The sequence below is a fragment of the Rothia sp. HMSC069C01 genome, assembly GCF_001814655.1.
GTDB classification, from domain to species: Bacteria; Actinomycetota; Actinomycetes; order Actinomycetales; family Micrococcaceae; genus Rothia; species Rothia dentocariosa.
Genome location: NZ_KV817398.1, coordinates 1 through 25941, shown reverse-complemented (window position 1 = coordinate 25941; position 25941 = coordinate 1). Strand labels below are relative to the sequence as shown.

Genomic DNA, 25941 nt, shown 5'->3' with positions numbered 1-25941 from the left:
AAACCCGCTTTATTGGAATAAAGAGCCTTTTTACAGTGCGCAACCCCCGGTAAACATGGCTGGCTCCGGGAAAGAGAGCGAAAGGAACCCCTCCGGGAAGGACGGTAAAGAACCCGGAGGGGTTAGCTTAGGGTAGGGGGCTTACACCCTACTTCTTAATCGGTTCGCGCGAGATAACAACCTTCACCGCATTATGCTCGGCGGCATTTGCGAACAGGTCGTATGCCTCCTCGAACTGGTCGAAGGTGAAGTAGTGGGTTGCCATCGCCTTTGCGTTCAGGCGGCCCGAACGCACCATATTCAGCAGGTTGCCTACGGTGTTGCAGTTCACCAGACCCATGTTGATATTTACGTTCGAGATCCACATGGTGTTAATCGGCAGCTCCACTGGCTTGCCGTGCACACCCGCGTTCGCAATGTTGCCGTAGGGGCGCACGATCTTGGTGCAGGTCTCGAAGGTCTGCGGCACGCCCACAGCCTCAATCGCCACATCCACGCCCAAACCGTCGGGGGAGAGGGCCTTAATTTTCTCGATAAAGTCTGGATCGGCGGCGTTCACCTTATCGGTTGCGCCCAATTCCAGCGCCTTGTTCATACGGTTATCGTCCATATCGACGGTAATCACGCGCCCGGCACCGCACAGGTTTGCCGTCATGATTGCGCCCAGACCCACCGGACCTGCGCCGATAACCGCAACCGTATCGCCGGGTTTGGTGTTGCCGTTGAGAATACCCATCTCGAAACCGGTCGGAAGCGCATCCGTGAGGAAGAGAACATCTTCGTCGGTCAGTCCCTCGGGAACCATGTGAACCGACGTCTCAGCGTAAGGAATGCGCACATACTCAGCCTGGGTGCCGTCAATCATGTACCCGAAAATCCAGCCGACGCCGCCCACGGTCTGGCAGTGCGAAGGCTTATTGTCCTTACAGTATGAGCACTTGCCGCAGTTCGTGACCGCCGGAATAATGATGCGGTCGCCAACCTTCAAATCGGTGACCGCAGAGCCGACTTCGGTAATCGTGCCGATAGCTTCGTGGCCCAGGATGCGCCCTTCTTCAACCTCGGGAACGTCACCCTTGAGGATGTGCAGGTCGGTGCCGCAGATGGTGGTGGTATCAACGCGAGCAATGACGTCGGTGGGTTCAAGGATGGTGGCGTCTGGAACTTCTTCCCAAGCTCGCTTGCCTGGACCGTGGTAAACAACTGCCTTCATGGTGACTCCTAACTGAGATTTTATGAGGGGCTGTAGCTACAGCATCATCGCTTATAGTCTCAACCTATCAAGAGTTCTTTATAGGTTGTACCTTCATTAAACCGGAAAAATCCGTAACTTCCTAGGTGTTACGCAGATTACATTTAAGGTTATGGTGACTGTAAGGAGACGGCAGGTTCATGGGCGATGCGCTCTATACCGCGAGCAGGTGGTTTTTGGTACGAGCAGGTAGTATTTTCCTACCTGCTCGCGTACATGCACGAGGGGGCGATACCGCACGGATACCGCCTCATAGCTTAGATACTTGCGCTATGACCCACCTTCACGTGGCTGTGGCGATCACGCTCAGCATCGTGATAATCCGACTTGAAGCCCTTGAGTACTACCTCAATATCGTTCTCCTTCGCATAAACATTGGAGAAGTCCTCAATCAGCTCCAGCACATCGCTGGCGATATACGAAGAGTTCTCGGCATTGATCGTGACCTTCGAGCCGGGGCGAATATTCTTCAGCGTCTTCTTAATAGCCGCCTTGTTCAAGAACGACACCTCTTCCGCCAAATCCAGCGTAATTTCGTCGGCCTCTGCAAGCTCCTCACGGCTGAGGTAGTAGGCGCGCTTCATATTGCCCTGCAGCACGAAGAAGATACTGATCGCCAGACCAATACCCACGCCCTCCAGCAGGTCAAGGGCAACCACGGCATCACCGCGCGGTGCCGGTAAAAGCCCTCATGGGCGGCAGAAAAACACGACGATAAACGCAGGGCCACGCGCCTCGTAAATGGTAGGGTGGTTGCTAAAAATAGGCTGCATATGGGGGATAGCATGGCGGACAACTACATATACCGGGATATTGCCAGCGGTGAAGCATTCCGCGAGCACCTGAGCTCACTGGGCTGGTCGAAACCACGCAAAAATCAGCCCGGATTCACCCAAGAATACGGTGAAGACCTCATATTTCGGGCTGCTTTTCTCTACGCAACATTCAACCATACGCCGGGGAACTACAGCGGCATCCCGGCGTTTTATGTGATGTCTAAAAAATGGCGTAAAACCCTGCGAAAAATATCGGCACACCTCGATCAGCCTCTTAAATCTGTGCCCTCCCCACATGACGGCGATATGTACTTTATAAGCGTTGGCCACCCCCGCTACCACGAATTTGTGGATCACGAAGCGAGAATGACTTACCTGAGGCCCGATGGGACGCTCAATATAGAAGCATTCACTCGTTTCAGCACCGCCGCTCATCGGTTCATGGAAACCTTTGATCTGGCGGACTATGTGGCGCTCACCGAGCAGGAGCTGCAGCAGCAGCGCCTCGATACCGTGCTGCCGGATGTGCTCGGGTATTTGTCCGTAAACACGATGAACGACCTGCGCGATGAACTCTACCGGAACGTGCACGCACATCTTACCGACCGCAGCGCCACGCTCTTCGCGGATCAGCACGTGCTGCGACGCCGGTGGGATGTTATCGCAGACTATTTCTCGCTGACCTGACAGGCGATGGTGAGAGCCTTGAGACGGGCGCGGCAAAGCCTTAAACCGGCAGGGAGCGCGCGGTTTCGGAAATGTGCCTGACTCGTTGGCGCATCCAGGTGAACGCCCACACCAGCACGAAAGCGGCGACCATCGTCAGCACAATCGTGCCGCCAGTCGGCAGGTTAAACGCCCACGAGAAGTACAGCCCCACCGTCGAACACAGCACGCCGAAAACCGGAGAGAACAGCATCATAGTGCTTAAACGGCGGCATGCGAGCCGCGATGCGCTGGCCGGAACCACAATGAGCGCAAGCACCAGCACATTCCCGAGCGTCTGCAAAGAAATCACCACGGAAACCGTCACGAGCACATACAGCAAAATATCCAGCCACAGCACCGGCAAACCCAACGCGCGAGCACTTTCACGGTCCAGGCTCACCGTCACCAGCTGCCGATGAAACAGCCACAGAAGCAGCAGAATCCCGGCGGACATAGCCGCCGCCTGGGTAATATCGCCGCGTGAAACCCCCACAATAGAACCGAACAGGAAATCCTGAATCGACCCCGAATACCCCGGTGCCAGCGAAATAATCACAATACCCAACGCGAACGAACCGGCAAAGAAAATACCGATTACCGAATCCTCGCGCAGCTTCTGGTTCTGACTAAAAATAGCCACCAAAACCGCCGTGATAACGCCCGCGATCAAGCCCCCGAACACCAAGTTGCCGCCTATAACGAACGCAACCGCCAAGCCGGGAAACACCGAGTGGGCAACCGCATCGCCAATAAAAACCATGCCGCGCATCATCACATGGCACCCCACCACGCCCGTCACCAAAGAAGCCAGCGTCACTGCGGCGAGGGCGCGCGGCAGAAACGCCAGGGAAGGGTTGAAAAGGTCAAACAGAAAATCGAGGGGAGTAATCATGCTGCTGCCTCCTGCGGGGTTACACGATGACCGGCAGGATGCCCCTGCCGGGTGCCGCCGGTCGAGTCGCCGCCTGCGCCCGGAACGCCAATCTTAGGCGATGGGCTTGTGCCCGCGCTTCCGCCTTTACCTGTGCTTTCACCCTCGCCCTCAAGTTCGTGCCCGTGCACCCAGGCGTAAAGCTGATGCGGTGAAAAATCCTCGGCTTTGCCGTCCAAACTCAAAGAACCGCGCACCCCGCACAGCCGCGAACAAGACTCCTGCGCCGCCACAATATCGTGGGTAGACATCAGAATCGTCACGCCCTCGCCCGCCAGCTGCCGGTACAGTTCGGTGAGCGCGGACTGGGTAGGCGCATCCACCCCCGTGAAGGGCTCGTCAAGAAGCAAAAGCGCCGGTTCAACCGCGAGAGCACGCGCCAGAAGCACCCGCTGCCGCTGCCCGCCGGAAAGCTCTCCGATGGGACGGTTCTTCAGCGGCATTAAATCCGTGCGTTCCAAAGCGTGAAAAACCTTGACCCAATCCGCAGTTTTAGGGCGACGAAACCAGCCGATCTCGCGGGTTCGCCCGGTCATGACCGCATCCTTGACGGTGATCGGGAAATCCCACTGAAACTGGTGCTTCTGCGGCACATAGCCGATGCGCGCCCGCGCGGTGCGTGCAGTACTGCCCAGCACCCGAATGCTCCCCGAAGCAGGATGCAGCAGCCCCATAATGGCACGTAACAGCGTGGTTTTTCCGGCACCGTTCGCCCCGAGAAGACCCACAAATTCGCCGGGGTTCAGGGTGAGCGAAAAGTCCCGCAGCACCGCCCGCCGCCCGTACCCCGCATAGAGGTTCTGGATGCTCAGCGTCGGATTTTCACTCCCCGGCGCAGGGTCATTTTTGGAGCCTAGCACGGTGGTACCTTTACTCATCCCGCGTGCCCTTTCCGCTTGTCATGATGCGCTCGGCCTGCGCCTGCGCGGCCTTATTGCGGCGCATCATGAAGAGCCCTGCTGCGGCAAGTACCGCCACAGTCCCCGCGCCGAGCGCCACCGGAAGGGCAGGGAACCCGCCGGATGAGGCCCCCGGACTATCGGAAGCCGCCGCAGAGTGCGCGCCCTCCGATTCGCCCGCCGGTGCCTGATCCGTGGCCTGCTGCGCCAGAGTGTATACCTCGTCCGCAGTCACCGAATCCCCGATGGCGAACTTCATATAGCGGGTATCGGAAACAACCGAACCATCCGCAAGTTCCGCACGGGCCGTCACCTTCAGCAGATAGGCGCCGGGCTTGGTAAACACCCAATTGGCGTGGGTGTGCGTGTTCTTCTCAACCCATATATCCTGCGGCTCGTGCTTGGACGAATCCCACAAAACCTGCGGCTTCGAGAAGTTCCCATTCTCCAGGTACAGCGTGAACTGCCCCGGTCCCTGAACCTGCTCTAGGGTGAGGGTGACCCCGCGCGGGGTTTTCTGCACAAGCCCCGGGTCCTGAGTGGTCCAGCCAGGCCAGACGACCCCCTTCGTCTCGGTCTGCGGAATCACATACACCTGCTCGCCGGGCTGCGCACCCACAAACGAATAACGGTCATCATCAGGAACCTGGCGAAGGGCCGTATCGGAGCCGCGGTACAGCACATCATCCACGCTGCGCCAGATGGGTGTAGCGGCATGATCGTCATGGATCATGAGCTGAAACTTGCCGTCGGTAAAACGTGGACCCATATCAACATGCCCGCTCGAAATTTCGGTGCGTCCCGTGCCCACTGGCTGCTCGGGCGAGAGCGTCTGCTGCAGAGCCTTCTGCTCTTTGCTGAGGTTATCGCTTGTGGCTGCCGTGCTTGACGATGCACCCGGCGCGGGCGTGTGATCGGCATATGCCGGATTGGCTATAGAGGCTGTGAGACCCACACATAAAGCGAATGAAATAACCTTCTGACTAGTTTTTATTCCAAAAATAGAATATTTCATGTATGTCTTCTTCCTCAACGTTGATGGATGTATATGCATATGTGGCTATGGACGAGAATACGACTTTACCGCCCAACCGCTCGCTGGATAGTATGTGCGTTGGCGCGCATCATATCCGCATAGTGGGGTGCCTCATCATCGAGCGAATCGGAATATAAGGTACCCACCTGAACCCCGTTTTCATGGGCGACCTCCCGCAAAACTGGGCTTCGCATGCGAGTATTCCGATCAAGGAATATAGCCGGTACACGCAAATCCCTGATAGTGCGCTGCAGCCGCTGCCGCTGTTGGATGCTTGGCTCACTGCCCGCCACCGGCGTCACAAATCCCGCCACCGTCAGCCCATAAGTACTTGCCAGATAGCGGTACCCGTCATGGGTGGTAATCAGGTTTTTCGAGGCTTCGGGCAAAGATGCATAGATGCCGCGAATCTCCCAGTCCAGCTCATCAAGCTCGCGCATAACACGCTCGGTATTCGCCGTGTACAGGCTGGTTCCGGGTGGGTCAGCCTCGGCGAGAGCATCACGCATGACCTGCGCGGCCGCCTTCATATTTGGCACCGAATGCCATATATGCGGGTCTATCTCGCCGTGCACATGTTTGCCGAGCACCGCCTGCGCCAGCAAATACACCTGCCCCCGATGCTCGCGCGAAGACCCCCTCAAGAACCCGTACTGGCCGCCCGCAGGAACCTCCTGCAGAGTGCGCGAAGGAACCGCAATGATCGTGCGAGCTAGGTCGTGTTCGGTGACTTTCCCGCCGTTATCGGCGCGAATCACAAGCCGTCCCGTATATGCCTGAACGGCTATATCCGCATGTCCAGAGGCTAAAACGGTCGTATTTGCACCCAGACGAGAGGCGGCCTCGGCAGGATCCTCACCCACCACAACGTGCAGTGTTCCCTGCGCCTGCCGCACCCCCTCGGGCGCGTTGCGGGGCGTTGCCAGAACATCAAGTTCGTACATACCGGCATCCGCAAAAGCCCACGAAAGATGCGTATGCGCCTGCAACGGAAGCTCCAGCGATCCCATATCACCGGTACGCACCCTCACACCATCCTGCGTGGATTCTTGCGTGCCGCGCGCCTGAGAATCGCACATCATCTCAACCGCGCCGAAGGTCTGTGTAATAAACGCCGCAACCTGCCCGGGCCCCTTCACACGGGTAACCGAAAACGCGACCGAAGCATCCGAATCTGAGGGTGAATCAGCGGAACGGCTGGCGGATGCGCTCGAAGACTCGGCGCCCTCAACGCGCAGCCCCAACCAGATGGAATCCAGCGAGGCATCCTCTACCACGGGCTCAAGCTTGCCGCCGTACTGCTCAATCCTTTCGGCAACCGCCACCTGCGCCGAACCCTGCGGCAGGTTAGAGCTCACCATCGCCGCCATTTTGCGCTGTTCCAGCAGCAGACCGTTGGTGAACGCCAGCCGTGCGTAGGCGACATCACGCACATCCCGCAGGCTCGGCTCATAGGAATGCGGGTCTGCACCATTGGGAATGAGGGCGTGTACCCGCGCACGCTCGCCGCCAACAGCACGCGCCACATCCGCCAAAATCGGGGTTGTCGCCACCACCTGAAGACGCCCGTCGGCATCAAAACCTGAGGACGTATTCTGTGCGGTGCAGGCGCTTAACGCCGCGCAAACAGGCAGAAAACCCAGGAAAGCGCGGCGGCTGAGCGGAAGTTCGAGTGAGCGCTGCGGTGTACAAGACTGACGGCGTGAACCTCTAGAGCTCATGGTGATGCCGACGGCGCACGGTGTATACGATCATGCCTCCCAGCGCGACGGCAAGCACAGAGGTGCTGACCATAAACGGATTAAACCCTGCCCCGGTGTTGGCGAGCTTCCCGGCGGCAGCGGCCTGCTGCGCATCCTTAAGCTCCTGGTTGGTGAGGGCGCAGTCCTTGCCCGAGGCGGTCTTGCCGACAATGCGTACCTTCGTGCCGTCCGGCTTCGTCACAATACCGCTGGCCGCATCCACGGCGCCCCGCTGGGATTGCTGTTCGGTAGGTTTATGAGTGGTCGAATTTTCGGCGTTCTCAGGCGCGTTCTTCTCATGATGCGCGGGCTCGGGGTTCGCCGGATTATCGGCATTGCCCACCGTAAAGTTCAGGGTCGATGTGCTCTCGACGGTCTGCCCGTTCTTCAGATGCACCTGCCAACCGATCGTCACCCGGTAGCGGCCCTCAGCGGTAAACACCCAGTTGCTGTGTTGGTGCGTATTCAGCGGAACCTGAAATGAGCCACCACGAGAATCGAAGACTTTTTGCCCAGCAGATCCGAAGTTGCCCGAAAGGAACACCGACATTGAGCCGGGACCGTCGAATCCCTTCAAACTCATGGTGACCGGTCCATCGGCCTGTTTGAGAAGTTCGGGATCCTGGGTACTCCATCCCAGCCACGGCACGCCTGCCTGCTGGGTTGCCCCAATCATGTGCACGGTACTTCCCGCTGGGGCAATATCTTCCATGCCCGCCGGGAATTTCAGCTTCGCAGCATCGCCGAGGACGAATTCTAAAGAACCGGGTGACACATGTTTGGGCGGGCTGAACCGATCGTCTTTCACGGCAGAACTCAGCGTGGAACCGTTCAAGACCGGGCCAACGTCAAAATGCCCCTCGGTAGCGCGATCCGCTGCGGTATGATCCGCAGTTGTTACCATCGGCAGAGTACCGGGAATATTCGCCGGGCTTTGGGTGCTTCGTGACTGCACGGAATCCTTGACGACAACCTCGGTTGGAATGCACTTCTCGGATTCGGTTCCGGGATAAGGGCCGCCGCGAGAACCCGAAGACGGTGCGGTATTGCCCGAAGTCCCTGAACCGCCAGAACCCGCACTCCGAACGGTCGGCGCGGTAACCTTTTGGGCATTTGACCCGTTGACCGTGTGGTTCGGTGTGCCGGCATTCTGATCGGCTTGCTGCGGTGCCGGGGCGGGTGCATTGGGCGCGGGTGCATCACCCGTTGCAATCTGGGGGCTGGGTGCCTCGTCCGCCGAAGATTCAGACTGAGCCGGGGCGGCTTCCACACTCGACGAATCCTGATGCGCGGGCTCGATCACCTGATGCTGCGCGTGAGAACTACCTGCGCCGTGATTTCCCTCTGATGAGCGCTCATTCGGGGCAGCATCCCGATGCGCCTGCTCACCGCCCTCCTCACGCTGCGGCGAAGCGGCAGCTGATTCGGCGGAGTCCTGCGGGTTTTGTGCCCGATGCCCCTGCTCGAAAACATCCTGCGGAACTTCGCCCACCACAACGGTGTAGGTCTCCTCCGCGTGAACCTGCGTGCCGTCCGCGAGCTCGGCGCTCGTGCGGAAAGTGAACCGGTAGGTTCCGGCGGCGGTAAACGCCCACGCAGCATGCACATGAGAACCCGCCTCAAGCTCGTAGGGCGCTAGCCGATCCGCCGTGCTGAACATGCGTGATGCCCCGGAGAGATTCTCCTGAAAAACCTCAGCGCGTGCACCTTCGGGAACCTCGCTTTTGACGAGTTCAACCGTGATTTTATTGTTTTTCAGAGCGCCCTGCGGAATGTTTTCGGCACTGAAGCCAGGGTAGAGAAGCCCATCGGTATGCTTCTGCGAGATGTACCAGATGGGGGTGCCTTCGGGGGCGATAAAATCATATCCGGCGGCGACGCGGGTTTGGGATTGATCGTTGGCGGGCAGATTGAAAACGGTGGTGGAGGGGTTGAAAAGACCTTCACCATCCTGCGTTTCGGCCTTGGAGTTTAGGGAGAGTTTTCCGTCGTGAAGCTCGGCGTTGAGCAGTTCGGTATGCACACCGCGCACAATGTAATTCCCGGTGTAACTGCGCGGTTCTGCCTGTGCTGCACCCGCGCTGTGTTCTTCGTGTGCGAGCGCCGCCGGTGCCGTGTTGAAAGCGGGCAGCGCGGGGGAGAGGGCTAGTGTGCATCCCAGGGCGGTGGTTCCGATGATGGTAAATGTTTTGCGACCGCGTTGCTCTCGCGGTGGGGTTTGCGGGGTGGATCTGCGCATAGTTTTCCTCCAACGACGGTGTGGTGTGTGAGTTCACGACGCATCGGTGCGTGTGATTATGAGAATCACTATACATATCTATTTTGATTATGACAATTATTCTCAATTAGTGATAGGCTGTGTGTACAAAATGAGAAAGGTTGTCATGTACACGAAATACACACATCGTCGTGCGCTGAGTGCATCCCTTGCTCGTATTTCCGCAGTAGCTCTGCTGGCTCTTGCTGGCGCATCGCCTATGCTCCCCGCGCATGCGGGACCCGACGACGGGCGCATTATTACTACTCAGGGCCATGTTGATGCCCCGAAAACCTACTGGGAAAACGGCGGTTTCGCACTCAAAAACGAAGCAAACCCCTATAAGACCGGTGCCGATCTCTACGACCTCGATAAGACCGTCAACTGGGTGGGGAAGGGGTGGGATGGCCGCAATGGTGCATCCCAATACACTCTGACCCTCACTGATTCACCTAATCTGCGTTTTCTGGGCGAACCCGGGCAGACCCTCTACATGGCGCCCACCCTGACCTGGGGTAATCACGATCCCATCTGGGCGGGGCTGGGTTCATCCGTCAAAATCCCTACTGAAAAATTCCGCGATGGCATTTATGCGACCGATATTCTCTCGGTTGAAGGCCCCGGCCGCATGGAGCTTTTTCGCTACAACCCCGATGAAGGACCTGCGGACGTAAACCGCATCCTATCAAGCACGAGTACCGGGTGGCACTCCTGGCTGCTCAGCAAAGGAAGCCACACGCATAACACCACAACCTTCACACGACCCGGGCGTTATGTGGTGACTTATCGCACGGTAGCGCGCGGCACGGACGGATCAATCATTCAATCCCCGCCGCAAAAACTCGTGTGGCAGGTGGGCGGGCGTAAGCCCATTCTCGGTGACGGAACCCCGAACGCGGTACCGACCATTGACCGCTACAATGCTGCACCCGTCGGGAACCTGGACTTAGCCAAATACGTGCTTTCCGTGGCACCCCACAAGCTCGATCCCGACCCCGCGAAGAACAAGGATGCCGACGATAAACTCAGCGACATCACCTTCACCGCGGCCGATAAAAACCTCAGCGGAACGCTCACCCTGTACAACAACGGGTACTTCCTCACCGACCTTGAGGTAAAGAACGGCACCGCCACCTGGAGCGAAATGATGGGCGGCGAATCCTCGCATCTGCAGGCTGTCTTCACCCCAAGCGGGAACGAGGGCGCGCGCTGGATTTCGCATAAGCTCGCCTATGAACCCGGGCATGCCGAGAGCGTATACAGTGACGACGGCACCGGAGACTGGCCCGTTGAAGAACCCGATGAGCGCAATACCGTGCTTCCCACCGCCCAATACACCCCCGCCAGCGGCGACTACACCGTACGTACCGTGCCCTCCACACGGGAAGGATACCGCACGCTTGAGGTGACCTTCGCCGACCCTAACGTTCGTGGGTTTATCCGGGGTGGATTCTACGCCCCCAACGACTACGAATACCCCAAATTCGATATAGAAACCACGATCGACAACGGGGTAGCGCGCTTCACCTACCGGGAAGACAGCTACTTTGAGAACAGCGAGCTTATCGTGAAAGTGCTGCCGCATCCCGATATGAATGCCCGCACCTCACAGGTGAAACTCACCCAGAATTATCAGCGCGGCGGCGATTACAGCGCCACGGGAACACTGGGTGCGGATTCGCCCGCCGCAAACCCCCAGCCGGGCGACTCACACACCCCGGACCCCCAGCCAAGCCCCTCCGCTGACCCGAGCGGTCCCGACCCCAACGATGCGCTGCCCAGTGTATCCCCCGCCCCGGCGGCTCCCGAGAAGCCGAGCGCAAACCCGACTCCTTCGCGAGATGGGGATACACAACGCACGCAAAACCCCGCACCGAAGGCACCCGCCCCCATGCCAACCTGCGAGGCGGGCAAGATTGACGGTCGTTATAAAATCGGCGATGGGCACCTAGACCTTCAAGCACAACTGCGTGATAACCGGCTGGAACTGGGACTCAAAGACGATAGCGGACTCATCGATGCGGACTCGGTAGTACGCCCGTTGGATACCGTGGTGTGGACCGTCAGTGACCGCGCCCGCCGCAGCCGCAACGAGCACATGAACTCGCCCAAACTCGACTTTATCGGACCGGTCGGAACCGCGTTTTACGGGCTTCCGCAAACCCAGATGCGCGGGCTGCCTTGGCCCGGGTACAGCACCCAGGATGTGGACTACAGTAGGCTCGACGGCGGCGTAACCCTGCACGTTGTGCCCCGCAGCATGCCGAAGGGCGCGCGGTTCGGTGTCTTCACCGAGTCGCTGACCGGCCCCGAGGTTCTGCTGGATTCGACCAAAAATCAACATAGTATATCGATTGACTACGCAACCCACGCGCACGCCAACTGGGTGTTTACCGAGCCTGGGCATTACATGTTTGACGTTCAGTACACCGCAAAACTCAAAGACGGTACCGAGATCACAAGTAAAGTCCAGCATCTTGCCGTCGCCGTCGGGAATGAGGCAAGCAACGCATGCTCCTTTACCGCAGCGCCAGAACCGGGCAAGGGCACAAACGGCGGTTCATCCTCCGGGCAGAAGACCGGGCAAGACTCCTTGGCACGGGTAGGTACCCCTCAGGGCGCTGTGCGCGTTCCCAATGCCCCAGCGGATGCGGCGCATCCGCACAACCCGACCGAACCGCAGGATGCCTCGGCAGCCCCGCAGAACGGTACAGAGGGCACGAACCCGCAAGGTTCTGAGCAAGCGGCGAACCCGGGAACAGCTCAGAGGGCGGGTACCCAGGCTGGTACAACTACAGAGAACGGCACGGTCACCGGATCGTCAGGGAACGGCGTATCGGGCGGTTCAGGTTCGGGCGCATCCGGCGTGGTTCAGGGGTCTGCAGGCGGTGCATCCGCGGGCTCGAACGCGCTGGCACATACCGGATTTGCCGTGATTCCCGTGGTAATCGCGGGCGTTGCGCTTCTGGGCACTGGTGCTGTTTTGGTGATCCGTCGTCGGCAAAAGTAGCCGCGGTGTAAGACACCGAACACGCATCACGCCTTATGACCTCACCATTTTTGCGAAAACGGTGAGGTCATAACCGTTTAAGAGCGTGTTGAGCAGGGGTTTTGGCGGGTAGAGCACCAAGAGCGCTGCCCGTCTTATACCTTCTTAAAATCCCCGCTGACCGTGAGCAAAAGGCTGAATCTTGCGGATGCGCCGGTTACACTAGGTATAGCCGTGAGACCTACCCGAGCACTAGAGCGTGAGGAGCAACCGTGGACGATGCAATAACCGGCATGCGCGAAGGAGCGCCGCTAGGATCCGCCTTCACGCTTATTCGCGCGGTAGGTTCCGGCACGGTCGGCACCGTCTGGGCGGTCTCACGTAAAGGCTCATGGGCGCTGTATGCTGCTAAATTCCTCAAGCCCGAGTACCACAAAGACAGCGAATTTCTTGAGCGGTTCGTGCGCGAACGCACCGTGCTTTCGCAGCTGCACCACCAGTACATCGTGCCGATCGAAGACATGGTGGTCGAGGGCGACAACCTGGCGATCGTCATGGAATACCAGCATGGTGGAAGCGTGCGCGAGTTTTTGCAGAAGCAGAAGAATCTGCTGCCTGGCGAGGCCTTCGGCATTGTCGAGCGCGTGCTTTTGGCGCTGGAATACGCGCATCGTTCCGGGGTTCTGCACCTAGATATTAAGCCCGATAACGTGCTTTTATCGGGGCATTACGGCGATGCCCTCGTGGAGCAGGTGCGGGTTGCCGACTTCGGTATCGCCACGCTCATGGGGCAGACGGAGAGCCAGGGTTTTTACGGTACGCCCGCCTACATGTCGCCCGAGCGTAAAGCCTATGGAAGCTCGGATTCCTCAGCCGATATTTATTCCGCCGGTGTTATGCTGCACGAGCTTCTGGTCGGCGCCGTTCCGCTGGTGGATGCGGATTCTGCCGTTCAGATCAGCGATCACCTTCCCGAGGATGTGTGCACCGTCCTTGAGAATCTTATGAGCCTATCGCCCAAGAACCGCCCGCAGGCCGCGCAGGCTGTGGCGCAGGTTCGGGATCTGCGCAAGAAATACCAGGATGCCGACCGGTTCGAGTATGAGGAACGTGCCTCAGAAAATCAGAGCACCGGTGGTCGTCAGCGCACGGTTATTCGCGGCGGCGAGCAGGCACCCGCTCAAGCCGCGTCGGATAACTACAGCACCCAAGTACCCGAACTGGGTGAAGCCTCGCATCAGACGATTATCCGCCCGGTGACCGAGGCGCCGGTTGTCGAAGAGGAAGAAATCGACGAAGAATTTGAGAATGAGCAGCCGAGAACGGTTGCCTCACAGCTCAAACGCCCGCTCGTGTGGGGGTCGATATTAGGTATTTTGGCGCTTATTTGCGCGTGCGTTTTCGTCTTTATCAACAGCTCCGGTGAGAAGAAGCAAGAGGGGCCAAAAGAGCATTGGACCGCATCCTCAGGCACGAATTCGCCCCTGCCGAGCGGCTTAGGCACCCGCCTGGAGGCTGACTATGACCCGTCGTCTCATACGGCGACCGTGAAATTTGAGTACTCGACGCAAAAATCCGGGCTGCACGGCGATATTCTGCAGGTCATTCCCGGGCTGAGCACCGATTCCTGCCCGCAAACTACATGGAACCAGGCGAGTGAGGCCGAGGAGATCCGCAAAAATCAGGCCGCCATTACCGGGCTGGATACGAAATGCGCCTGGAACGTGAGTAACCTCAAGATTCCGGCGAACTCAGCCGTAACCATGAGCGCCAAGGTCGATATCGATATTCCCGACCAGAAGAGCCTCGAAAAATGGTTGGGCGAGATCACCAAGAAAACCCAGACCGCCATTAGCGACCCGGACGTGAAATCGGCTTCATACCCCATTCAGCGCATCCAGAAGATTGAGGTGCAGGTGCCCAACCGCGTGGTTAACCAATCGGCAGTACCGGTTACCCTGCTGCCGGTGTGGCCCAGCGGCAAGGACGACCTGAACCCACTCATGAAGCTGCCGCAGACCGGCACACCCTCCCAGGCCATTACCTCGCTGGCGCCGGACACGGGCGATATCGCTTTCACAGACGGATGCTCCGGTCACCTGTCGATTTCAGCGGATCAGAAAAATGTGACGGCCCTATCGGTTGCTCCCCAGTGCAAGCTCAACGTTCAGGTGGGTAACTTCACAAATCTGCAAAGTAACGCTTTCAGTATTACATCACGGTAATTGAACATCTGTTGATCGTGCGACAGAGCGTTAAGATTGGCATATTTCCCGCACATTCTACTCATGGCGCGGTAGAATACCTTTAAGTTGCCTCGAACGGTTTACTCAACGCCACACACATACGATGCAACATTACTGTCCATAAAATCAGCCACCTTCCGGAGTGCCATATGTCTACACGCTTCGACGCGTCAGAATCACGGCTGACGTGGAAGAGCCGCTGTGTGCGGGTGCCTTTAACCATCGGGGTCATTGGCAGTTTGCTCCTTGCGGCATGCTCCTCGTCAGACCAGCAGAATAGTGATCCTACCTCGCCCGGGCAGACGACCCAGCAGAGCGAACAGCAGGTGCAAAACCCCACGCACGTGCTGCAGAACGTGAACCTTAAACTTGCGAGCAACGGTAACGTTTCTGCTATTGACACCAACAATATCTATGTCAATGAACAAGAGCACAAGAGCTCCAGCAAGACCATCAATTTCAAGGTCAAGGACGTTATTAACGACGTCCCGGTGCGCGTCAGCACCCAGTACCAGAGCTCCAAAGGCACCGGTACAAACCTGAAAGACCTGAACGGTTACTCCGGCGAGCTGACTATTAAGGTCACCGTCGAAAACCTTACGCTCAAGTCCCAAGAGGTAAGCTACGATGCGGGCGGCACCAAACGCACCAACCAGGCGCTTGTCGGTGTTCCGTTTACGGTGGCAGGGTCGGTTTCACTCGATAATGTGAAATCCAACCAGATCATTACCTCCGGCGATAAGACGGACGACAGCGCAACCAACGGCGTGATCAGCACGACCGGGGACGGCAAGGCGAATGTGCAGTGGGGTGCGATCCTGGCGCCTCCGACCTCCGGGGCAAGCACATCGTTCACGCTGAAGGTGAATGCGCAGGACTTCAAGGCACCCGATTTCGATATCGCGGTTCAGCCGGGGTTCGCCTCTGATCTTTCGGGTGAGAGCGTGCTCAACAACAGCTTCAATAAGAACGACGCCAACCAGGTTGCGATGCTTCAGCGCACTATCGACTTGGTGAACAATGTCGATTCGACGATTACCAGCGCCAGCTCGCAGGTGAACGAACTGCGCTCCAGCCTGGACAACACCTCGGACACCCTGGGTCAGGATGCCGCGAAAAACCTGCAGGCTAACAGCGAGAGCCTGACCAAGCGTATGGCGGAGCTTGACGGGCAGATTCAGTCCCTCAAGGATGACCTTGCCAAGACTGCCGACGGTAACAAGAACCAGCTCATCAGCCAGCTGGAAAGCACCGTGAACACGATGGATACCCTGCTGGGTGATACCTCGCAGGTTCCGAATGTCTCGGTTTCGCATCAAAACGGGTCATGCACCGTCGATCGCGGTGCAGCCGGAGGCGGATCGAGCGTATACGGCAACCTCGTGCAGCTTTCCCAGATTCTCAACAACTATGCCGATGCCAGCGGCGACTGTCAGCATGCCCTCACGGACTCGCTGCGCCAAACCATCGGGCCGGACAACCCCAGCCCCGAGGTCTGCCGTGATGGATCCTCGGTCACCTGTTCCCTGTACGGTGCTTCGGTCACCTCGCAGGCAAGCCTGATTGGTCTCGTCGCTAATGGTGAGAAGCTTGTGAACGAGCTGCAGCCTGAGTACCTCAAGGGTGCCAACAAGAACTACCGTGCCCTGCGCGGCGAGGTAGACAACCTGACGAAGTACCTGCAGAGCGATGAAGGCAAGAAAGCCATTCGAGACCACCAGCAGAACGGTGACGTCACGGAATCGCTCAAGTCTAGCCGCCGGTCGGTAGATGAGCTCAAGAAAACCTCGGATGAGCTCACCAAGGCGCTCAACAGCCTGCACAGCAAGGCCGTGGCGGCGCGCAACGACGTGAGCGGAAACTCGAACTCTATAGACCAGCAGAACGAAGATATCGCTAACGAACTCTGCAAGCTTTCGGTAGAAAACGGCGGCAAGCTCTCGCAAGAGGAAGTAGACCGCCTGCGCTCCTACCTGACTTCTACGCCTTGCGGTGAGACCCCGAGAACCCCGCAGCGCGATCAGAATAACCAGAACCAAGGCGATCAGAACACCCCGAACAATAACCAAAACGGGAACAACGGTAACCAGAACGACCAGAACCAGGGTCATCAGGATAATAACCAGAACACCCCCAATAACAACCAGAAAGGTCAGAACGATCAGAATGGCCAGGGCGGTGCGCAGGTAACCCCGCAGAACGACCCGACTGAGAATGGCCAGAACGGTCAAAACGATCAAAACGGTCAGAACCAGAACACCCCGAACAATAACCAAAACGGGAACAACGCTAACCAGGGCGGCACCCCCGTAGTCCCGGCAGCGCATCGATTTGCTGCCGACAAGCTCCAGGCACCCGAAGGTTACGGGCAGGCTATGGACGAGCGCCTGAACAACCAGGCACGCGCTTGGGACGAGGTTATCAAGGAAACCGATCTGCAGAACCCGACCACCCCTCTGGCGCAGAACGCAAAGGGATTCTCCGACCAGGTGAACTCCCTGGACTCCGCGCTCAGCTCGGTTGAGAAGGCATATGCGGGCGAAGGTGACGACCAGAACCGTGATCGTGATGATCGCCAGAACGACCCGAACTCCCTGGATGAAAAGCTCAAGTCGCTGACTAGCGCATCCGATGAATTGGGTAAGAACCTGGATGAACTTTCCAGCCAGCATTCCGAACTTTCGGAAGCCCTCAAGAATGCGTTCAAGGACTCTGCTGACGAAACCAGCAAGAACATCAACAACCTGATTTCGCAGGAGATCCGCCAGGTATCGGCTCAGGGTTCGGCAGGTGCCGATTCCATTCAGAATTCCTTCACCAGCTCAATCTACGGTCTGGCGGAAGCTTCGAATGTAATCGTGCGCGATGCCGGTAACTCTCTGGAGGCGCAGCGCCGTGACATTGCCGGTAAGGTTGAGAACCTCAAGGCATCCTTGGACGGGGTCACCCAGAGCTCCCTGGAACAGCTGGATGCGCGCACCGGAAACGCCAGCCGCGACCTGGCGGGTGCATCCGTGCTTCTTGCCGACGACCTCAACAAGGTTATCCTTGACCTGGGCGATAGCCGAGTCGATGGTTCGGGTCTGCTGGGCGCGTTGAAGACGAACGCCGCGAAAGCTGGTGCCGCCGACTTCCAGCTGGCGCTTGCCTCGCAGAACGCGCAGGGTTACACCAGCGTTCGTGCCGAGGATATTGCGGCCGTGCAGCTGCGGCAGGCACAGTTCAAGGCGTCCTTGGAGAAGCTCAAGTCCCTGCCCTCCTTCCACCTGCCTGACGGTGGTAAGGCCGAAGTGAAGGTGGTTTACACCTTCCACATTGGGGACATGTAGCGTGACCCCAGAGCCTCAGCTTGAGGAAGAACAAACCTCCCGAAGGGTACCCCTGACCATCATTGGCTGGGGTGCCCTTCTGGGGGTCTTGTTGTTGGTTATCGTGGTGGCAGCTCATCTGCTGCGACCGGATATTCGGCCCCTGCGCGCACCCGGTGATACCGAGGCGATAGCCCCCGTTGTTCCGCAGGAAATTACGCTGCCGAACAACAATAATCGCGACGCCAAGATCGGGATTATTATGACCTACGGCGAGGATGCGGAAGGCTCCGAATGGGTGCTCCCTGCCCAGGGTGCTGCGGTGGCCGCGCATCGTCTGAATCTTGGTAAAACCCCCGTTCAGCTGACGGTCGCTAACGATAAGGGAACCCCTGACGGGGCTCGTGATGCTGTCGAAAAACTCAAATCTGAGGGCGTTCAGGGGATTATTATTTCTTCCTCGGGTGAGCATATTAAGGGTGCGACGAGTGCGGCACGTGAGAGCAGCATCCCGGTGATTGAGGTCTACGACAGCGTAGATACCGGGCGCGGAGTCTGGAGCCTGGCCCCCAACCCCGAGCAGCTTTCGCAGGCGTATGTGCAGGCTTCGCAGCCGAGTACCCAGAGCATTGTGATAGCACCTAAGGATACTGAGGTGAAGATTCCGCAGGTTGCCGCCAAACATGCGTACGACCGCGATACCGATGTGCGCGAGCTTGCACAAGACGTCAAGAAAGAGTCCCAGAGCTACGGGGCTTCGGCGAATATCTTCGTTTCGGGCTCGGCAATTCGTCAAGCTAAAATCGTCAAAGAGCTGCAATACGCCGGGGTGACGGCTCAGATTCTTTTGAGCCCGCAAGCCGTATCGCCCATTTTCGCGCGAACCCTTGTAGCTGAGGGCGGCACGGTCTCGGCAAACCTGACGACCGTCGGGTACAACATGTCAGACTCTTTGGCTTTGCAGTCCGATGACCCCGGGCGCGGACTCGCCGCCTTCCTCGAAGCGGTGCGTGTTATGGGTCAGGATTCATCCTACATGACCCTGCAGGATGACCAAGCATTCAAATCCGCCGCTCCCTATGCGGATGCTCGCTCCCACAACGCGGTGCTGGCGTTCGCCTATGCGATCGATAAGGTGCACGAACGCAAGCCGGAGGCTGTCACTCGCGTGCTGGAAAGCATGAGGCTCGATGCCGCTCAGGCGATTGCGGGCGACGCACTCGATTTCACTCATGAAAACCCAACGACTGCGCCCGTGCAGACACTCCATGCTACGGAGCAGAGTCTGGGGCTGCGGCCCGAGCCGAGCAACGATCAGGAACCGCGCATCGTCTGGTTTGCAGAGCGTGGAACTCGAACGGAAACCTACAGTGAATAGCAATTGACTAGTATATATTCCAAATAAAGAATATAAGATGCCGTCTTGTACAGGGCTGTGAGATCGTCAAAGGAACAGTATGCGAATCCAAATATCCCTCGAATCTTTTCAGAAAAGTATCGAACTCGATTCGTGGCAGGAGAACACCACGCTGAGTAGTCTCATTCTTGCTGCCGGAGGACCTTATTTTGAACTAGACTACCCCCTCTACATCGATTCTCAGCCTGTATATGGTGGCACCCAACTAGGGGCTGTAGTTCTTCTTGAGGGGAGCGTAATTAGTCACCAACCGTTACCTTCAGCGCAACCAGTACAAGGTTGGAATGTAACCCTTGCTGGCGGTCTTAACTCTGGTGTTGTAGTGCCATTACCTCACGAACGCCCAATGATTGTAGGACGCTCTCCCAAAGCTGATATTGTCTTACCTACCGACAGCGCTTCTTGGGAACATTGTCGCCTTGAACTCTTGGAAGAAGGGGTCAAAGTCACCGATGCTGGCTCCACAAATGGAACTTTAGTAAATGGGGTAAAGGTTCCTGAAGAAGGTTTCGAGGTTACGGACTTATCGGTGATATACACGGGTGGAGCTGTCCTATTAGTACGTCCGCAATTAGTGGAGAACCCCGCCCCAAAACCAGGCGTGCTCCCAAATCTGACCCCAGTGCGTACCTCTCCCTTTAACCGCCCACCACGTCCAGGTATGTTGCCTGCTGCAACCCCTCTTAAATTTCCCAAACGTAAACAGGTTTCAAAACCATCTAAATTTAGCTACGCGACCGTGCTGAGTCCGCTTGTGTTTGCGATTGCAATGGTTTCTCTTTTGGGCGACATACGGTTTGCTTTCTTTGCTTTTCTCAGCCCGGTTGCTGCTTTAGCATTGTGGATAGAACAAAAATGGCGTTTTAAGCGCGAAAAGCAAGAAGAAGAAAATCGTTTTGCGCAGGAAGTTGAGAAACTAAAAGAAGATCTTGAAGGCAGCTATAAATATGAACGGGTAAGGCTGCACGACCAAGCACCTGATCCAGCTAGTGTGATGCGTCGTGTTCATCTGCCCAGTACTGAGCTTTGGCAACGGCGTTTTTCCTCATATGACTTCTTGAGCCTGCATATTGGATATGGAGATTACCAGTGGATACCTGAGTCAGAAGATCATTCATCTGTAGAGCAAGAAAAAGAGGTCAAAAAACTCTTAGATAACTCGAAGCTACGTGGTGCTCCTATTATCGCTGATATTTCTGATGCTGGCGTTATTGGAATTGTAGGTAATCGGGAGGGTGCCCTTGCCCTAGCGCGCAGCCTCGTGATGCAGTCCGTGGCCCACTGCGGACCCGCAGACCTCACCCTAGGCGTCTTCTTCGACCGCGGAAAAGAAGACGAATGGTCGTGGACCTCGTGGCTGCCGCATACCCGACAGAGCGGATCTTCCACGGGCGGCCGATGGATTTCTTGTGATCGGGATCAATCTACCGCCATGCTTAAGAACCTGCATCAGAGCATTGATGGGTTACTTTCTCCGGAACTTTTGCTTCTCATTGACTCGGAAGTCTTAACCGAGGGGCGTGATGCTCCTGCCCGTGAACTATTAGGGCATGGACGTCATGTAAATAACTACAACCAGCGAAAAAATATTCATCGAGTATCGGGTATTGTTATCGCTTCGTCTACAGAGCAGCTTCCTGCTTCGTGTACTGTGGTTATTGACGTCGGTGAAGATGCTGCCGCAACATTTACTGAGCCTGAAAAACGGCGCGTTATTGAAGACATTATTATCGGTGGTATATCGCTAGAGGATGCGACAATTACTGCCCACCAGCTTGCGCAGTTCGACGATCCCGAACTCATCATCCCCGGTGCGGGTCTGCCCGGGCTGGTGCGTCTGCCCGAGCTTACCGGCATCGGCACGCCGCCCACCGCCCAAAAGATTATTAACACCTGGCAGAAATCCACCGGATACAGCACTGAAATCGGCGTTGGCGACCAAGGCGTATACACCCTCGACCTGGTCAAAGACGGTCCGCACGGTCTTGTCGGCGGTACCACGGGTTCGGGTAAGAGTGAATTCCTGCGATCCCTCGTCGCCGGTCTGGCGGCCCATAACGACCCCACGCGCCTCAACTTCATTCTGATCGACTTCAAGGGCGGTGCGGCGTTCAAAGCCTGTGAACGGCTGCCGCACACCATCGGCACCATCAGTAACCTCGATGAACAGCTCGCAAACCGTGCGCTGATCAGTCTCGAAGCCGAAATGGAGAGGCGGCAGCGGCTCTTCGCCTCCGTGGGGGAAGGCGTCGACAACATCATCGAATACCACGCCACCAACCCGCCAGAGCCCATGCCGCGCCTGCTTCTCGTCATTGACGAGTTCGCCATGCTCGCCAAAGACTTCCCCGATGTGCTCACCTCACTTGTGAGCATCGGTGCCGTGGGTCGTACCCTCGGCGTGCACATGATCCTGGCAACCCAGCGACCCGCTGGCGTGGTGAACAACGACATTCTGGCGAACACCAACCTGCGTGTTGCGCTGCGCGTGCAGTCCAAAGAAGACTCCTCCAACGTAATTGAGGTGCCGGACGCCGCATCCATCGAGCGCTCGCAGATGGGCCGCGCCTACATCAAACTGGGGCAAACCGACATCACCCCCATTCAGACCGCGCTGGTAACCGGGTTCAGCGGTGTCGTCGAACGCGACCCCATCGAAATGCGGTCGACAAGCGTTTTCGGCATTCCGTCGGCACCGCGTGCACTGCCGAAACCGAAGAAGACCGATGCGAATGACCTCGACAACCTGATCGACGCCATCGTCGAAGCCAACCACGAGCAGCACTACGCCCCGCCGCGCAAAGTCTGGCCCGAAGCGCTCGGTGATAACCTGCCGCTGAACGGATTCGATAAACCCCTCTACGGAATTGACGAAAGTGCTCCAGCAGATAACGACACCCCGCTGGTGGGAATGTTAGAAGGGGACACTGTGTTCTGTGCTTTGGCTGATATCCCCGAAGAACAGCGTCAAATCTCACAAGGCTGGAATATAAACCGCAGTAATCTGCTTCTCTTGGGGGCACCCGGTAGCGGTACTAGTACTACGCTTATATCCTTAGCCTTAACGCTGTGTCTGAATACTTCTCCGGATCAATTCGATATGCTCATCCTTGATATGGGGGCAGGTACTTTAGCGCCATTACAGAACTTACCGCATGTAAATTCCTATGTAGGCCCCGGTGAAGGCGCTAAGGAGAAGCAAACACGATTCCTGCGGCACCTCATGAATGAGTTGGAACGGCGCCGTTCTAATCCTGTAGGTAACCGCAAACTTATCATTCTTGTTGATGGTTTCGGCACCCTGAGGGATGAGTTTACAGACTACTCTGGTACCGACTATCTCAGTGCTTTCTATCGTATTTATGCTGATGGACCAGCTTTGGGAATGCATTTTGTTATCACCAGTAGCCGTGTGAAGGGTATCCCTTCGGCTATTGACGATATTTCATTACAACGCTGGCTCTTCCATCTAGCGGATCCCTATGATTATTCTGGATATAAAATTAAAGGTACTGATATTCCTGCTGCTGTACCTGGTAGGTGTGTTGATAGTGCTACTATCCGCCAAATGCAGATAGCTGTCCCCGCAGTTGGCACTGACTTAGCCGTCGAGCGGGTAGTGCAGTGTTGGGGTTCCAATAATAAACCAGACGTTATTGGGCATCTGCCTTCACAAATTTCGCTCTCTCAGTTGGGTGCTCAACCTTCTATTAACCATGATTGTTGGACCATACCGGTGGGTGTCGCGGAACATGATCTAAAACCCATATTTTTGGAACTCTACGAAGGCGAACACGCGCTTATCGGCGGATCACCGCGTTCCGGCAAATCGACCCTGCTTCAGGCTATCGCTGACTCTATGAAAGACCTCCGTGAGCGGAACCTCCATGGAGATAACGGTTTGGAAATTCCGCAAATTTGGGTGGTTTGCGGCAGGCGCTCGCCATTGATGCATCGTCAGTTTGATCGTATGGCAACAAATGCTGAAGATATTTCTGCCTTGGTTACTGATGCCCGCATGTCAAATACTCCTGTCCTAGTCTTAATTGATGATGCTGAGCGGATTGAGGATAGTGATAATGCTATTACCAATCTCCTCGAGAGTGATTTACCACTTGTACGAGTGATCGCTTCAGGTAAGCCAGGCGAATTGCGCACCATGTATTCCCACTGGACGAAAATACTGCGTAAATCGCGTACTGGTATGCTCTTGCAGCCGAATACCGATTATGATGGCGACTTATTCTCTACAAATTTGCCGCGCCGTTCACCAGTGGCCCTAACTCAAGGGCGTGGATACGTGATTCTGGGCGGGGCACCTATACTAGCCCAGATGGTAAGCCCCGATGATATGGAGAATAGGCGTTAGTCATACCAAGCATGGATAAATAACGTGTGGGTCTAGGTGTCACTTCAGAGGAATATAGCACCTGAGACCCACATTTTGGTTATTTTAGTAGATTCTATTTCCTAGCAGTGGTGGTATTCGATTTTCTGAAATCTTGTATTGGTTTTGTTCAGGATGGGGAATCTTGTTCATGGGTGCTCACTACTGGTTGTTGGTTCCGGGCGTGGGTACGGTGAAGGCACCACAGGGCTACCAGCGGGATTTCCCGCACGAGGATCAGGCACCGGTTCCTGCACTGCAGGCTGCTGCACAAACACAGGCTCGTTACCGCGCGGCGATACAGGAGAAGGACCAGGAGCGTCGCTAGGACCTGAGTTAACAGGAAGAGTGGAGATAAGTTTTATTCCTGGATCTACCAGATATGTTTTCGTCAGGTCTGTTAAGGCTACAGTACCAGCATTACCAGCACCATAATTGCCAAGTTTAAGCCACCCTGGATTTCCATGAAAATTCGGGTGTCCGGCACGTAAAGCAGCAAATGAGTCTACATACTCCGGAGCTTTCAACGGACGACCTGCAACCGTATCCTCAAATTTCACCCACTGACCATGACGACGCCCCACAGGCACAGCGCCTACTTGGCTCGCACCTGCGCCTGCCAACAATGCATACACCGTGTCCCCACCTGAAAGTGGTCCCTGCCCAGTAGCCAAGCTCCATCCCTGGGCATTAGCAACATTGAGCCCACCGGCGCCCATAGCCTCCACAGTATTACGCATTCCAGACGAAAGCTGCCCACGAGAGAGTGAACCGACCGTAGGTTTGACCAAACCGCCGAATACGTTACCCGTAGCACCAGAACCAACATAAGTATTGAACTTATCCCAGTCCCAATCTCGACCGTACGCGCGAGCAAACGCATCCCGATCACCTTGAGCATACTGCACTGTTGCCTCAATACCGCGTTGCCCAGCGTACACTCCAGCATTGACTGCAGCACCAGTAGCCGCGTTCACCGCCGCGTTCTTTGCCACTGGGGCAGCCATCCGGGCACCAGAATTTACTAGGTTCCAACCAGCCTTAGCAGCATGGGCGCCACCTTGAGCACCACGGATCACTAAGTTGCGTCCATACTGCACCATAGGCATTTGAGGTATTGCGTGTACTATTTCACGTCATTCACGCAAGCCGTTAATAGTTCCAGATTTAAGGGTGCTCGCCCCAGACTTGGCAAGATCAACTGTACGCTGAGCCCCTACACGCGCCACACCCTTAACTGTTTGCACCGCTTGCGGAACAACCCTCGGAACCGCATTGGCAACATTTTGAACTTTAGAGGCACCCAAAGTTGCCAAGTTGCGTCCATACTGCACCATAGGCATTTGAGGTATTGCGTGTACTATTTCACGTCCTTCACGCAGACCCAGAGTTGCAGCATTCTTCATCGTGTTCCATACCTGAGGGGCGTATTCTGCCGCTGCAGCTGGTACATGGCGTGCTCCCCGATATACCATCTGCATCGCAGATTTAGCGCTTTGATAACCACTGGCTACTAGCTGTTTTGACGAAGACACCACCTGCCGAGTTCCCGCTAGCGCACGAGAATTCATGACTGCTTCTCGGGTAGCCTGCACCTTTGACATCCCCTGAGCCGCTAGCGAAGAACCCTTAAACGTTTTATACCCCCACTGCGCACCCTTCAGTAGTCCACCAAGAATCATTCCCTCAACAGCGCCTTTGATACCATCAATTCCGACTTTACCCCAGGCGACGCGACCATTCTCATCCATATTTTGGTCTATTGAGGATGACACCGCCATCATCCCACCTATAGCAGCACCACCTGCTATTAAGCTTGTGCCTCCGGTAAATGGGGCAGTAACAATAGCTATTGTCGCAGCACCCGCAATGAATGCAATCTTTAGTTCCTGAGCATTGCGATTAGCCCAGCCTTCAAAGCTAGTATCCCGAGCTAACTCGTTTGAGACTTCGCGAGTTCCCCACGGATCCATCAGTCCTACAGGGTTGTTCC

Annotated in this window: 15 protein-coding genes; 6 read left to right on the top strand and 9 right to left on the bottom strand. The window is 56.6% G+C overall.

Translation table 11 applies throughout. The features are described 5' to 3' along the window. Nucleotides 1–148 precede the first annotated feature (148 nt). Complete coding sequence (locus HMPREF2981_RS06465) at nt 149–1213, bottom strand: zinc-dependent alcohol dehydrogenase family protein (RefSeq protein WP_004006357.1); 1065 nt, start codon at nt 1211–1213, stop codon at nt 149–151. 296 nt (nt 1214–1509) lie between these two features. Continuing rightward, nucleotides 1510–1911 carry a SulP family inorganic anion transporter gene (locus HMPREF2981_RS06460; protein ID WP_004006358.1) on the bottom strand — a complete coding sequence of 134 codons (402 nt, stop codon included), beginning with the start codon at nt 1909–1911 and terminating at the stop codon, nt 1510–1512. 126 nt (nt 1912–2037) lie between these two features. On the opposite strand from HMPREF2981_RS06460, the gene HMPREF2981_RS06455 reads away from it, so the two are divergent. Beyond that, nucleotides 2038–2715, top strand: a complete 678-nt coding sequence (locus HMPREF2981_RS06455) for a hypothetical protein (protein ID WP_052029810.1) — start codon at nt 2038–2040, stop codon at nt 2713–2715. Nucleotides 2716–2755: 40 nt separating this feature from the next. Here the strand turns inward: HMPREF2981_RS06455 and HMPREF2981_RS06450 are convergent, their stop codons facing one another. From HMPREF2981_RS06450 to HMPREF2981_RS06430, 5 genes are all read right to left on the bottom strand, one after another. After that, on the bottom strand, nt 2756–3628 hold the full coding sequence (locus HMPREF2981_RS06450) for an anchored repeat-type ABC transporter permease subunit (RefSeq protein WP_037233889.1): 873 nt from the start codon (nt 3626–3628) through the stop codon (nt 2756–2758). Next, nucleotides 3625–4545: an anchored repeat-type ABC transporter ATP-binding subunit gene (locus HMPREF2981_RS06445; protein WP_037233887.1), complete on the bottom strand. Its 921-nt coding sequence runs from the start codon at nt 4543–4545 to the stop codon at nt 3625–3627. Before HMPREF2981_RS06445 ends, HMPREF2981_RS06450 begins: the two co-directional genes overlap by 4 nt. Beyond that, nucleotides 4538–5581 carry a choice-of-anchor M domain-containing protein gene (locus tag HMPREF2981_RS06440; RefSeq protein WP_083313871.1) on the bottom strand — a complete coding sequence of 348 codons (1044 nt, stop codon included), beginning with the start codon at nt 5579–5581 and terminating at the stop codon, nt 4538–4540. The genes HMPREF2981_RS06445 and HMPREF2981_RS06440 overlap by 8 nt, the downstream gene beginning before the upstream one ends. Before the next feature lie 65 nt (nt 5582–5646). Further along, on the bottom strand, nt 5647–7323 hold the full coding sequence (locus tag HMPREF2981_RS06435; protein ID WP_070661775.1) for an anchored repeat ABC transporter, substrate-binding protein: 1677 nt from the start codon (nt 7321–7323) through the stop codon (nt 5647–5649). Beyond that, the gene (locus tag HMPREF2981_RS06430) at nt 7313–9583 is read right to left on the bottom strand and encodes a TIGR03773 family transporter-associated surface protein (protein WP_004006364.1); all 2271 of its coding nucleotides are present in this window, start codon (nt 9581–9583) and stop codon (nt 7313–7315) included. Before HMPREF2981_RS06430 ends, HMPREF2981_RS06435 begins: the two co-directional genes overlap by 11 nt. Nucleotides 9584–9728: 145 nt before the next feature. Here HMPREF2981_RS06430 and HMPREF2981_RS06425 point away from each other — a divergent pair, with 145 nt between their 5' ends. From HMPREF2981_RS06425 to HMPREF2981_RS06405, 5 genes are all read left to right on the top strand, one after another. Then, entirely contained in the window at nt 9729–12611 is a 2883-nt protein-coding gene (locus tag HMPREF2981_RS06425; protein WP_246825352.1) for a choice-of-anchor M domain-containing protein, read from the top strand. Between the two features lie 251 nt (nt 12612–12862). Next, nucleotides 12863–14815, top strand: a complete 1953-nt coding sequence (locus HMPREF2981_RS06420; protein ID WP_139044906.1) for a serine/threonine-protein kinase — start codon at nt 12863–12865, stop codon at nt 14813–14815. 170 nt (nt 14816–14985) lie between these two features. Further along, nucleotides 14986–18165, top strand: coding sequence for a hypothetical protein (locus tag HMPREF2981_RS06415; RefSeq protein WP_004006367.1), 3180 nt, complete (start codon nt 14986–14988; stop codon nt 18163–18165). A gap of 1 nt (nt 18166) precedes the next feature. Beyond that, a complete protein-coding gene (locus tag HMPREF2981_RS06410) occupies nt 18167–19522 on the top strand; it encodes an ABC transporter substrate-binding protein (RefSeq protein WP_070661772.1) in 1356 nt (451 codons plus the stop codon). Nucleotides 19523–19601: 79 nt separating this feature from the next. Beyond that, a complete protein-coding gene (locus HMPREF2981_RS06405; protein WP_070661769.1) occupies nt 19602–23930 on the top strand; it encodes an FtsK/SpoIIIE domain-containing protein in 4329 nt (1442 codons plus the stop codon). 167 nt (nt 23931–24097) lie between these two features. On the opposite strand, the gene HMPREF2981_RS06400 is transcribed toward HMPREF2981_RS06405, so the two are convergent. Further along, nucleotides 24098–24955, bottom strand: coding sequence for a hypothetical protein (locus HMPREF2981_RS06400; protein ID WP_141756672.1), 858 nt, complete (start codon nt 24953–24955; stop codon nt 24098–24100). Between the two features lie 129 nt (nt 24956–25084). Next, the coding region (locus tag HMPREF2981_RS10880) for a hypothetical protein (RefSeq protein WP_168165925.1) at nt 25085–25941 on the bottom strand (857 nt) is incomplete at its 5' end.

Excerpts from the sequence above, each read along its gene's own strand:
- HMPREF2981_RS06435 (WP_070661775.1), bottom strand. The coding sequence starts at position 7,323 with ATGAGCTCTAGAGGTTCACGCCGTCAGTCTTGTACACCGCAGCGCTCA.
- HMPREF2981_RS06415 (WP_004006367.1), top strand. The coding sequence starts at position 14,986 with ATGTCTACACGCTTCGACGCGTCAGAATCACGGCTGACGTGGAAGAGC.
- HMPREF2981_RS06450 (WP_037233889.1), bottom strand. The coding sequence starts at position 3,628 with ATGATTACTCCCCTCGATTTTCTGTTTGACCTTTTCAACCCTTCCCTG.
- HMPREF2981_RS06400 (WP_141756672.1), bottom strand. The coding sequence starts at position 24,955 with ATGGCTGCCCCAGTGGCAAAGAACGCGGCGGTGAACGCGGCTACTGGT.
- HMPREF2981_RS06445 (WP_037233887.1), bottom strand. The coding sequence starts at position 4,545 with ATGAGTAAAGGTACCACCGTGCTAGGCTCCAAAAATGACCCTGCGCCG.
- HMPREF2981_RS06430 (WP_004006364.1), bottom strand. The coding sequence starts at position 9,583 with ATGCGCAGATCCACCCCGCAAACCCCACCGCGAGAGCAACGCGGTCGC.
- HMPREF2981_RS06440 (WP_083313871.1), bottom strand. The coding sequence starts at position 5,581 with ATGAAATATTCTATTTTTGGAATAAAAACTAGTCAGAAGGTTATTTCA.
- HMPREF2981_RS06455 (WP_052029810.1), top strand. The coding sequence starts at position 2,038 with ATGGCGGACAACTACATATACCGGGATATTGCCAGCGGTGAAGCATTC.
- HMPREF2981_RS06425 (WP_246825352.1), top strand. The coding sequence starts at position 9,729 with ATGTACACGAAATACACACATCGTCGTGCGCTGAGTGCATCCCTTGCT.
- HMPREF2981_RS06465 (WP_004006357.1), bottom strand. The coding sequence starts at position 1,213 with ATGAAGGCAGTTGTTTACCACGGTCCAGGCAAGCGAGCTTGGGAAGAA.
- HMPREF2981_RS06405 (WP_070661769.1), top strand. The coding sequence starts at position 19,602 with ATGCGAATCCAAATATCCCTCGAATCTTTTCAGAAAAGTATCGAACTC.